Source organism: Helicobacter brantae (assembly GCF_003364205.1).
Lineage (GTDB): Bacteria > Campylobacterota > Campylobacteria > Campylobacterales > Helicobacteraceae > Helicobacter_G > Helicobacter_G brantae.
Genome location: NZ_NXLV01000024.1, coordinates 1 through 12,871, shown reverse-complemented (window position 1 = coordinate 12,871; position 12,871 = coordinate 1). Strand labels below are relative to the sequence as shown.

General features: G+C 40.3%; 4 protein-coding genes and 1 pseudogene. All 5 read right to left on the bottom strand.

Features of this window, described 5'->3' with window-relative positions; all coding sequences use genetic code 11:
* A partial coding sequence (locus CQA58_RS08060; RefSeq protein ID WP_147288634.1) for a hypothetical protein occupies positions 1 to 9,524 on the bottom strand: 9,524 nt, incomplete at its 3' end.
* 128 nt (positions 9,525 to 9,652) lie between these two features.
* Complete coding sequence (locus tag CQA58_RS08055; protein WP_115570199.1) at positions 9,653 to 11,428, bottom strand: peptidoglycan D,D-transpeptidase FtsI family protein; 1,776 nt, start codon at positions 11,426 to 11,428, stop codon at positions 9,653 to 9,655.
* Positions 11,428 to 11,640: pseudogene (gene fliE / locus CQA58_RS08050) on the bottom strand (flagellar hook-basal body complex protein FliE); the annotation flags it as partial. The gene CQA58_RS08055 and the pseudogene fliE, both read right to left, overlap by 1 nt.
* Before the next feature lie 113 nt (positions 11,641 to 11,753).
* A complete protein-coding gene (gene flgC / locus CQA58_RS08045; protein ID WP_115570197.1) occupies positions 11,754 to 12,248 on the bottom strand; it encodes a flagellar basal body rod protein FlgC in 495 nt (164 codons plus the stop codon).
* A gap of 10 nt (positions 12,249 to 12,258) precedes the next feature.
* On the bottom strand, positions 12,259 to 12,690 hold the full coding sequence (gene flgB / locus CQA58_RS08040; protein ID WP_115570196.1) for a flagellar basal body rod protein FlgB: 432 nt from the start codon (positions 12,688 to 12,690) through the stop codon (positions 12,259 to 12,261).
* Positions 12,691 to 12,871 lie beyond the last annotated feature (181 nt).

The window sequence follows — 12,871 nt, the reverse complement described above, 5'->3', positions numbered from 1 at the left end:
TTGACTTTATCCAAAGATAGTCCTGCATTATTGCTATTACTTGCATAGCTTGAGTTTCCTTTGGTGCTAGAAGTTCCATAAGCTAGGGCAATTCCCATAAAGTTTCTTGCATTCTCTCCTACACTAAGTGAGTAGTCATATCCTGCTTGAGCTGTGAGATAATCTGTCTTACTACCTGCTCCAAAGTCATTACTCATATTCCCACCAAAGACTCTAGCCCATACTCCTTGATTGTGATCATTATCTCGCAATTCTCCCATTCTTTTATTTAGAGAGTTGAAGTTGGCAAGGTAAAGATCATAATTGACAGCTAGGGCTGAACTTGCCACTTCTTGATAGATAGGATCAGCCTCTATCTCAATAGCATTTTTGATGATGAATGTATTTGCATCATCACTCATTGCACCAATAGTGACACCTACTTTTGCTCCACCAATATAGCTCTCTCCACCTACAATCTCTACACTATCATCAGTTCTTGTAGCCACAATAACCTTATCACTCTCTGTGATAGAGAAGACATCATTTCCACCTGTGATTGAGATGATTGCTACTCCTGTTGGGCTAGGTGTAGTGGGTTGAGAGTCATCTGCACTATCAACAATAGGAAGAGTTGCATTAGGTTGTGAGGCTTGTGTAGCTCCAAAGACCACTCTATCAGATTGGGTTTGACTTGCATAGAGTTTGAATGTCGCTTCTCCTGTGAAGGTATCATTGATTGTAAGAGTATTTCTAGCACTTGCACCATTTGAAGCCAATGCAACGCTTCTAGCCATAGCATATGGAGTTTGTGGCTTCACTCCTGCAGAGAGATCGACTAATCCACCATTTGAAGTGAGTGAAGTGATCGTATTATCACTTGAGCCAAACACTAGAGTGGAGTTAGTAACATTAAAGCTTAGAGGTTTGTTACCACTATCATTTACATCAATAGCTGAATTGATTGTAGTGCGTGTGCCATTCAAAGCAATAGTGTTGCTTGTAGTTCCACTTGCACTAATACTATCAATCACAGCTGAAGAGCTAGAGATAGTGAGAGTATTTGAAGTTGTCGCACTTAGAGCAAGATTGCTGAGGGCAACTGCTCCACCTGTGAGTGTGGCATTTGAAGTATTGGTATCATCTCCTACTAACTCTATTTTTGAGCCATTTCCTGAAGTGTTTAATCCTCCATTGAGGGCTAGAGTTGTGTTTTTGAGCTTGATTGTAAGATCTTGATTATTTCCTACATTGACTTGGTTTGTGATACTCAAAGCTGAAGTAGCATTGCTCAAATCAAGGATATTTCCTGTACTTCCTTCTCCTAGTGTGAGAGCTTTGAGAGTTCCGCCATTGAGAGCTAGAGTTGCCTCTTTGCTTGATCCATTTCCTTTGAGTGTGGCTGTGAGGTTAGCACCATTGCTGAGTGTGCTAATCGTTGTGCTCATCGCTCCAGTTGTAACCTTTGAGTTGTCAAGCACAAGAGTTGTGTTTGCTCCACTTGCATTGAAAGTAGTGATTGCGTGAGTTGTGGCTTCGGTATCCTTGCCCTCAAGGGTGAGAGTAGCGTTTGAGCCTGAGAGGGTAAGATTGTTTTTGCTTATCGTGCTTGTTAAAGCAGAAATATCACCCTTGACTACACTTTGAGTGTTTGCACCATAGAAGGTAATATTATTAGTATTGGTATTACCACCATTTCCTGCAGTAACGCCAATAGTTCCAATTTCTGCATTTCCACCAATGATGATATTGTTTGTTCCTCCCCAACTTGATTGGATAGTGGATGCTGTAAAGTTTCCTGAAGTGGCAATATTGTTTGTTGAACCATCATTAGTGATTGTTCCTGCAGTCAAAGAAGCTACATTGATAAAGTTTTTTGTTCCGCCTCTTTTTGAGAGGATAGTGCCTGTTACTGTGAGATTTAGGTTGGCTGTGTAATTGCTAGAACTCCAATTGCTCTCATTGAAAGATAGAGCTAGATTCTCTCCACTGCCTGAAGTGAGGTTTTTGCCGATATAGGTGTTTCCTGAAGCATAAGTTTTATTATTGCCATCAGCAGTAATGATATTGATATTGGTAATTGTTAGAGTGCTTGTATCATTCCCATCAAAGCTAAGAATATTTTTTGTTTTTGTTTGATTGGAGTTTAGAGTTAAGGCTGTAAGCTCAGCAATTGTTCCCTCTACTTTTCCACCAAATTTTAAGATATTTGTTTTCTCTGTGTTTGTGTTACCAATGTTTTTTGCTTGGATAGTAGCAGAATTGTTTGAGAATGTAACATTACCATTGACTGTGATGAAGTTTTGAGACAACCATCCTTCACCATCTGCTCCTGCTGTGATATTGCCTAAGAAGGTTGCGGTATTAGCTGTGATGGTGTTTTTGTTGCTATCCGCAGTGTTGGCATTTGTAACAATTGCACCAATACTCAAAGTATCAGCAGTGATATTGTTCTGAGCTCCTTGAGTTGCTGTAAGGTTGCCACTAAGTGTCAATGTCCCTACATTGATAGTGTTGCTTCCTGAAGTGCTAGAACTTGCGATACTTGTAGCAGTAAGAGAACCATTACCACTAGCATTGAATGCCCCACTAGAGGTAGTTAGGTCTGCTAGAGTGAGAGAAGAAGTGTTATCAATATTGACATTGAGATTTTTTGAGTTATCAAGGGTTAAAGCATTGCCAATCGTAGTTTCAGCCTGATTCGAGAGATTGAGAGTGCTTGTGGAATTATTAGCACTCAAAGTCAATGTAGAAATCCCTTGAGTTCCATTCCTTAGAGTGAGAGAGGCATTATTACCATAAGTCAATGTTGTGGTTGCACTATTAGAGTTGCTGATATCTCCTGTAATGCTTCCATTTGCATTGGCTGAGAGATTGATGGCCGTGGTTACACTATTTGAAGTGTCTGTAGAAAAATCTCCTATGACACTAGAAGTTCCTGTGAAATTAATATTTGTGTTTCCTCCCGAAGTAGATACTCCATCATTGAGTGTAAGAGAAGAGCCATCAATGAGGGCTAGTGTCGTTGTGCCACCATTTGTAGTAATTGCTCCATTAATTGCTATGCTTGCACCCTGAATATTAAAAGTCGCATTTCCTGAGCTCTCAAATGTGTTATCACCCTCAAATGCAAGCGTTGTGCTGTTGGCAAGATTGAAAGTAATGTTTTTATCTACATCAACATTTACATCATTAGAAAAAGTAGTTAATCCATTGTTGAGAACCAAGAAGTTGTTTGCCTCTGAGAGTGAGAGGGTGTAGATGGTATTGTTTGCACCATTGAGGTTAAGGGTAGCTGTATAGTTTTGACTACCTGCTAGGGCAATAGTGAGTTGATCTCCCTCAAGAGTATTGGCAATGGTTGTAGAGACTGCGTCGTTTGAAGCATCAAGTTTGAGGGTATTGTTTGCACTTTGAGCTGTAAGTGTGCCAATGCTTACACTAGAGTTTTGCAAAGTGAGTGAAGCTGAAGTGGTAGCATCCAATGTAAGAGAATTAACGCTAATATCTCCACCGCTAATGAGTGCATCAGCTGTGTTTTGTCCTTCTACTCTTAGAGTCGCACTTCCCTCACCTTTGGAGAAACCTCCTGTGAGTGCTAAAGAGATTTGATTGACTGATTGATCTGTGCCAGAATTTGTATTGCTATCTCCTAGAGCAATAGTCAATCCTTGTTCTCTTTGAAGTGAGAATGCACTTGTGATTGTGTTGTTATTGTTGATAAATGCAAGTTTATTGTTTGTCGAACCACCCTCATCAAACTCTACACCTGAGAGATTATTACCACTAGCTGAGAAAGTAAAGGTTTTTTCATTTCCTCCAGCACCAAACTTCAATCCTACTGAGCTAGTAGCAGCAACTGCTGAAGTGATTGTTGCACTTACTGCACTTGTCTTAGCATCAAGGATAATTGTCCCTGTAATGTTTGTATTTGTAGATCCAAGAGCATTGAGTGTATTTGTCGCTCCTTGGAGTGTGAGAGTAGAGCCACTAACCTCACTAAACTCTACATCTGCATTGCTGACATCACCTGTGATGAGTGCTCCTGTGTTTTTGACATTGATTTGTGCTTTGACACCACTATTAACTCCTCCACTAGTATCTAGTCCAAACCCACCTTTTAGTGTAGCATTGCTTCCATTGAAGTTGAGTGTGTTTGCTTGAGTTGTCACAATTGAGCCATCGGCATTGTTTGTATTTGTGCCTGCTTCTAGTTGAAGGATTGAGTTGGCATCAAGATTGATGGTGTTAGTTACACTTCCTAGAGTGGAGTCTGTGCTTTCAATTTTTGCAGTAACTCCTTCTTTGACATTGATGGTGTTATTTCCTCTTTGAAGTTGAATTTGTCCTAGAGTGGCATTACCATAGAAATTGACTGTGTTGCTTCCACCATCTAATATCAATCCTCCACCTGCAAGTGTAGCTGTGCTTCCTGCATAGAAGTTGATTTCACTATTTCTACCTGATCCAATCGTAAAACTATTCTCTCCTCCAAGAGTCGCACTTCCTTTTGAGCCTGATAGGAAATCTACTCTTAGAGTTGAGCCATCTTGGAAGTTTGGTTGTGCACCACCATTTGCTGTAATGCTTCTATTTCCCTCTCCATCTCCACTGATTGCGATACCTAGAGTTCCATACACTACAATATTTCCATTAGAGACATTAAAAGTTGCGTCATTGTTTGAGGTTTTGGTGCTATGTAAAGCAATTGTGATAGATTTGTTTGCATCAATCCTCAAATCACCTGTCTTGAGTGTTGTAGTGATATCTCCTTGTGAGGCATCAAGCACTAGGATAGCATTGGTAGAGTTTGTAGTCAATCCTGTGAGGGTATTTGTCGCTCCTTTCAAAGTGAGCTTGGAGGAATCTCCATTATCTAGAGTTCCTTTAAAGATCACACTTGCATCGCTTACATCTCCAGTAATCAATCCACTGATTCCTGTTGTGGTGTTATTACTTCCCACATTGATTGTAGCTGTTCCACTACCACCACTGCCTAGTCCAAACCCACCTTGAAGTGTAGCATTGTCTCCTAGGAAGTTGAGAGTGTTGTTGGCTGTGGTTTTAAGCTCTCCTATATCATTTCCATTTGTAAGCTTGAGTGTTGAGTAATCATAGAGATTGATTGTGTTATCTACATTTCCTATTTGACTTACTCCCATTGTTCCTGTGATAGCTTTCTCTGCACTCTCTGCACCATAGACATTGATGATATTTGTTCCATTAGTTAAAGTGATAACATCTGTACCCATTGTGGCAGTATCAAGGAAGTTGATTGTGTTTGTTCCTCCACTCAGTGTGATGCTTCCATCAAGTCTTGATTGCCCTTCACCACCATAGAGGTTGATAATGCTATTGCTTCCACTATCGATTGTGAAGCCACTATTATTACCTAGAGTAGCTGTGATGTTATCTCCTGCTTGTGTTCTTTGGAAATCTACAACTAGAGTTGAGCCAGAGCCAAATGAGATGCTTTGTCCTTCTTTGGCTAAAACTTTGATTGCTCTCTGTCCTCTTCCACCGATAGAGATTCCTAGAGTTTGACCAGCTCCCACTGTTGTCCCATTGCCACCTAGAGTGATTGTAGAATCTCCACTTCCTTCAAATCCAAGGAGCATATAACCACCACTAGGGCCAAAAGTGAAATCTGCAATATCAGCTGTGGCAGTATCTTGCATAACAAGCTTTGCATTGGTTGCACTTGTTGTCATACTATCGATTGTGTTTGCTCCTTTGAGGAGGAGAGTAGAGAAGTGGAGTTGATCTGCTGGATTTATCCCATCGCTGAAAGTTACATTTCCTCCACTGATTGCACTATTGACTGTGACAAGAGTGCTACTTGGATTGGAAGCATCTGTGTTGGAGCTAAGGGCAAGTGTGAAGTTGTTATTTTCCGCAGTGATTGTATCAATCGTGGTGCTTCCACCTGTAACTGATAGAGTATTTGCACCACTATCTGACACCAAAATCTCTTTAATGGCATTCTCTCCACCCGTGAGAGTGAAGGTTTTAGCTCCATTTGTAGTCCCATCATTATATGTGAGATTAAACTTCGTTCCCTTTGCAGTGTTATTCACTGTGACATTGCTAGAGCCTTCTCCCATAATCAAAGTGTTGATTTGAGTGGCTGTGGCATTGGAAGTGAGAGTGCCAATAGTTGTCGTGGTATTCTTGAAAGTGAGAGAAGAGGCAGATGTGTCTAAGCCCATATTGAGATTTGTAAGCCCCACTCCTCCACCACTTAGAGTCGCACTTGAGTTTGCAAGGACATTGAGGTTTGCAAAGCCATTATCTCCTTTTGTCAATCCTCCTGTAAGGGCTAACTCTGTGCCATTTGCAAGATTGAAAGCTATTTCTTGAGTTGCACTATTTCCTACAGAGATATTGCCTTCAATCGTAGTTTTTCCATTATTGAGGATTAGAGTGTTGTGAGTGGATTGATTGCTTCCTAGAGAAAGGGCTTTGAAAGTATTATCTCCACTATTTAAGGTAAGGGATGTGCTTCTATCCTCTCCACCATTGAAGACTAGAGTGAGGTTAGATCCATCAACCTTGTTTGTAATCGTTGCACTGACATCGTTTGTCTGTGTGGTGATACTAGGAGAGCTAAAGCCAAGAGCAAGGGTATTACCATTTGTAGAGCTTGAGCTAGAAGTGAGTGTGCCAATAGTTGTGGAGGTGTTTTGCAAAGTCATTGATGTGCTTGTAGTGGCATTGAGGTTTAGACTTGTAAGCTCTACATTACCACCTTTGAGAGTTGAGTTTGCTGTGGCACTTCCATTTACATTGATAACCGAAGTTCCTGCATTGCTCCAGCCATTTGTAGTAAGGGCTGTGTTTGTAAGGTTGATATTTAACCCTTGAGATGCTCCTACACTGATGGCTTCAGAGATTGTTGTGTTTCTAAGAGCTGTGAGATCTAGGGTGTTGTTTGTAGAAGAGTCTCCTAGAGTGATAGCTTTGAGAGTATCTCCAGTGAGAGAAGAGATTTTTAGGGTTGCACTCTTATCTGTTCCCTGTCCATTGAAATTTACCACTAGATTTCCACCATTTATAACACTATCGATGGTTGTGTTATTGGCTTGAGTTGTCCCATCAATGGTAAGAGTTGAAGTTGCTGAAGCTCTAGTGCTAGGAGCATAGGCTGTGAGGGTGGAGATAGCGTTAGTTGAGCCTTGTAGGGTGAGGGTGGCATTGTCTGCAAGATAAGTGAAGTTGTTTGCTCCACTGTTTGATTTGGAGATACTGCCTGTAACTTGAGAGTTGGCTGTAAATCCAATATGATTGCTTCCACCATTGGCATTAAGTGAGCTGATTGTAAAGGTATTGACATTGATATAGTTTGTCCCATTATCGTTTGCTGTAATGTCCCCTAGAGTGTAAGTCCCTGCTGCTGTATAGACATTGGACATAAATGTGGTGGCAAAGCTACTTTTTATTTCCCCATTATTAGAGCCTGTGAATAATGCTGTGTTGTAACCACTGCCACTACCACTGCTATCTCCTTGTATGATAAGATCTTTTCCAATGATATTGCTTCCATAGCTTGAGCTAATTGTTTGGATATTGGCTGTTGTTGTTCCACTATTGATACTTAGGGCATTGAAGTTTTTCGTTTTGTCACCATAAACAGGCCAACCTGTCGTGACTGATAGTTCAGAGAGTTTAAGAGTGTTTGTGGTAGCTCCTAGAAGGAGAGTATTGTTTGAATAAACACTATAGCTTCCTCCATTATTTACTTTGATAGAAATTGCCTTGCTGTCCTCTCCAAGTGTGGCTGAAGTTCCTGTGAGGACAATGAGGTTGTTGTGCCCACTAGTAGCACCGCTTGAAGAAGTGACAGAGGAGAGGATATTTCCTTTGATTGTTGTGGTTCCATTTGCGTTGATGTAGTTTTTACCTTCAAGATTTGCAACAATTGCGTCAGGGACTGTATCAGCACTATTGTCTCCAAAGGTAAAAGTCCCACTAGCTGAATGAGTGGATTTCACAAATTCAGTGACAGAGCCATTAAAGTGTGTTTGTCTATATCCACCATCTCCAAATAGAGCGGTATTATAGGTAATAGAAGAATTTGAGGAATTATAGGTCATAAGATTTTTGCCAACTATATTATAGGAGCGTGTCGAAGTCATTTTATTGATTGATGCTAAGTTGGCTGTATCATCATTGAAGCTTAGGGCATTAAAAGAATACCCCGGAGAAGGACTCCATCCGTAATCTCCTGAGCTAGACATAGTGCCAATCTTGGCTGTGGTATTTGCTCCAAAGACTAAGACATTTTTTGAATAGTTTCCACTTGCTCCGCCCTGTTCACGATAATTTGCTGTTATATTGATTGCACTATTGTCATTGCTTTGAAGTGTGGCTGAAGTGGCTTGAGAAAATACAAGTTCAGTAATTGCCTCATCTATACTTTGAATATTTCCTTTTACACTCACATCTGAGTCGCTAAAAACAATCAACATTTTTTTTGTTTGTTGCCAATTAAATTCCCCCATAGTTTTAATATTATTTGCAGATTTAACGCCAAAGATTGAAGTCCAGTGGTTGTAGTATGTGTATTTATCTAGAATAATATCCCCATTTACTACGGTATCGGAGAGAGTTAGTGTTGAATAGTTGTTGCGTCCTGGGCTGTTTGGAGCTGTGGCTTTGATATTGCCATTTATTGTAGCTAGATTTGTCATAGTGGTTGTCCCACTAGAGAAGTTGACATTTCCTGTGATAACTCCATTGTCAAGGAAATTTAAAACATTTGTTCCACCACTAATAGTAACAACATCATTGGCATTGGTGCCATTATTGTTATAAATATATGTAAGATTATTGATTGTGCTATTTCCATTGGTGGCAGTAAAGCTTCCAATGCTTCCACCCTTTGTCGAATCAAAATCGATAGTTAGATTGCCTGAACTATTTTTAGTCACACCCCCTGTGATTTTACCACTTTCATCGCTGTCGTTTTTTCCACTAAATGTAATATAGGTGTCTTCAAAGCTGACTGTTAGATTCCCTTCAAGTTTTGCTCCATTATTGAAAATAAGAGAAGGGTTATCGGTATTGGTATATCCTCCACTATTAAGAATGATATTTCCTACAAAATCTTTACCAAAAATCCCTTGAAAACGGCGATTGCCATCATAGGTTGATCCTGACACCGTAAGATTTCCAACAAAAGCTTTCTCTGAGCTTACATCGCTTAAATCAAGGATAAATTTTGTCGCATTTTTTGTATTACCCATACTGATGGTTAAAGTCCCATTAGCATTTTGTCCATTTGTTATCTTGATCCCTTGAGTACTTGTAAGCGTCGTAGTTACTCCTCCTTGTGCTGTGATTGTGCTTGTAGAGGTTGTGTCATACCCATCATTTTCAGTCCAAGTTATGCTGTCTCCAATACTCCCACCTGTAACAGTTGGTTGTGCTATTGCTACACTGACTCCAAGAGCCAAAGCAAGGGAACTTGCGATAAGGGGTTTGAAGCTAGATTTTTGCTCTACCCCCCCCCCCATAGTTGTATTTTTCTTGTTGTATTTTCTCATTTTTTTCTCCTTTTGAGAATTTTGATTTTAAAATTTTGAAATTTTAGCAAAATTAAATCAATAGCAAACATAAAAATGGATAAAACAAAGCTTATTTTCAGTGGGGGGGGGGGGGCAAATATCGGTATCTAGGGAGTTTGAGGACTTTTTGAAGTTTTGAGATATTTCTCTTTGATGAGGAGTTCTACTACCTCTTTGAATATCGGTGCGGCGGTTTGACTGCCATAGTATCCTTCATTGACATTGGGGTCAAAGACGACGATTCCTATAGTGTAGGATTTTCTCTCATCACTTGCAAAGCCAAAAAAGGAGCTATTGTATCTTTGGGTGTATTTGCCATCGATGAAAATCCTTGCAGTTCCAGTCTTGCCCCCCATCTTCACTTCTGAAACATAGGCTTTTTTGCCTGTGCCTTGAGTGGTGATGTCTTGGAGGATTTTTTGGACTTCAAAGGCTGTGGATTTGGAGATGACTCTTGTGGGTGGTGGGGTTTTTATCTTGTAGCGTTCGCCCTCAGGGCTAGAGAGATAGTCTATGGTTTTGGGCGTGATAAGAAGCCCACCATTACTAAAACTTGCATAAGCCCTTAGGAGTTGCATAAAAGTGGCACGAAATCCATATCCATAAGATACACTTGCTTTATATGAACCTTTGAGTTTGGCAATATCAGGAAGCACACCTAGTGCTTCTTGGGGGAGGTCGATTCCTGTGGGAGAGCCAAAGCCATAGGCTTTGAGAGCGTCTAGGAAGTCTTGTGAGCCTAGCTCTTGAGTGAGTTTGATCATACCGATATTGCTAGATTTGATGAGGATTTGAGGGGGTGTAGCACTTTTGAGGGGGTGATCATCTCGGATTGTGTGGCGTCCGATTTTGTAGATACCATTGTTGAGGTCAATGACTTGGGTGGGGTTGATGAGTTGTTTTTGCAATAGGATTGCATAGATGATGGGCTTGATTATGCTTCCTGCTTCAAATGAGGTTTCAGTGGCTGAGATATTGAGAGAGGGGTAGTCGCTTTTTTTGATATTTTTTGGATCAAATCGCTGTGAGCTTGCTATGGAGAGGATTTTGCCACTTTGAGAATCCATTATGCCTACTAGAATTTCTTTGGCTTGAAGTCTTTTGTTTTGGGTGTCGATGAGTTCTTCTAGCTTTTTTTGCAGTCTTAGAGGGATTGTGAGAGTGATGTTTAGTCCATCGACTTTGCTTACTTGGGTGGAATAGTTGTTGGCAATGATAGTAAATCCTATATCACGATAGCCTGAGGAGTAGCCATCTTTTTTGGATTTGAGGTAGTCATCTGCTCCTTTTTCACTACCCTTTACTCCGATGACTTTTGTGATTTTTTGGTTTTCTAGTTTTTGGGTGTAGCCCAGAAGTGGCTCCATTGTGTCGCCATAGGGGTATTTGCGACTATATCCACTTAGCTGTATTGAGATTCCCATTTTTTGATATACCTTGCCATTTTCTTCGTATTCTTGGAAAACATTGTATTGGTTGAGCTTGGAGTTGAGGAGCTTTAGGCTTGTGGCTTTGAGGGTGGGGATATTATAAGAGATTGTGGTGTAGCCTTTGGCGTTTTTGAGTTTTTCTAGGATTGTTTGCTTGGGGATATCACTATAGATAGAAAAGAGATTGATAAAAAGCTCAAATTTATCAGGGGAAATGTTTTTGGGGTTGATACTGACTTTGTAGAGCTTCTCACTTGTCGCCATAGAAAACCCATCATTGCTATAAATATCGCCTCTTGTGGCATAGTCTATCTTGGTGGTTTTGAGATTGATGGGGCGTTTGTCGGGGGTAATGCGTGAGAGCATAATGCAAATGAAAGCAACGCTAATGGCAAAGAACCCTACAAGGGTAAAAAATATATATTTGGTTTTGATGTCAGAGGGTTCTTGCATTAAACCTGCGTTCTTAGAATCTCTTTGTAGGCACTGATTGCTTTGTTTCGGACTTCAAGCATAACTTTCATACTCGTTTCAGCCTTACCGATAGCAATCGCTGCTTGGTGGAGATCTTTGATTTGTCCTGTTGCCATATCAGCAAGTGCTTTTTCTGCGACTTTTTGCTCGGCATTGACTTCTTTTATGGAGTCTTTGAGGAGATTCTCAAAGCTTTTGGCTTTTTGAGGATCAAACTCAGGTTGCTTGGGAGCTTGATTGATGTTTTGAGAAATGTGAGAAATGTCGTTGTTGATTACACCAAATTTATTCATCTTTTACCTCCTTAAGCTTGAAACATCGTGATTGCATTGCTTGCCATAGTCTTGGCACTCTGAAATGCTGAAACATTGGCTTGATAAGCCCTTGTCGCCTCAATCAAATCTGCCATTTCTACCACAGGATTGACATTGGGATAAGCGACATAGCCATTGGCATCTGCATCAGGATGACTTGGATCGTATTTTAGCTTAAAATTCTTATCATCTCGCACAATTTTATCAATCACCACGCTTGTGAGTGAGGGGATAGCTTTCTCGCCTTTCAATCCCTCATCTAGGGGATCTTCGTATTTGTGGAAGTTTTCACTTTGAGCGATTTTATCATTAAGCATTTTGTCAAAGTTAATGGCTTTGAAAACCACTTCTTTTCTGCGATAAGGTCCTCCCTCATCTGTCCTTGTGGTGTTTGCATTGGCAATATTTGAAGAGATTGTATTGACACGCACTCTTTGAGCTGAAAGTCCATAACCACTAATATCAAAACTAGATAAAAAAGCCATTGTTTAGTCCTTAAATGTTTTTTGTCGAATCAATTGCATAAGCGAAAATCCCCTTATGCTTCTTAAGAGCACTTACAAGTGCTTGATACATAACGCTGTTTTTTCCCATTTCACTTGTTTCTACATCAAGATCAACGCTGTTGCCGTCATTTCTTGCCATATGTCCATCTCTAAAAAATATCGTTCCACCTTGCACTCTCTCCTCTAGTGGGGAGAGGTGTCTTGAGCTAGTTTCTGCCATTTGAAGTTCTGTTTTTCTACTTCTGCCAAACTCTTCATTCATCGCATTGGCAAGATAGGATTCAAAGTCAATATCACGGGGTTTGTAAAATGGAGTATCCACATTTGCGATATTTCCTGCGATAAGATCTTGTCGCATAGAGCGATAATCAAGGGCTTTGTGAGCGTATTTATAAACAGGTGAAACTTCAAAAAATGACATAAACTTCCTTTCTAAAAAGATAGAGATATATAAGCAATTTATATTCCACTCTTCCCTCTGAAGTCGAGAAAAATAGAAAAAATTGTTATGGAGAATACAAGCAAAAACCTTTCCATAAGTTGATGATGAGGGAGAGTGGGGAGAGTGGGGAGAGTGGGGAGAGTGGGGAGAGTGGGGAGAG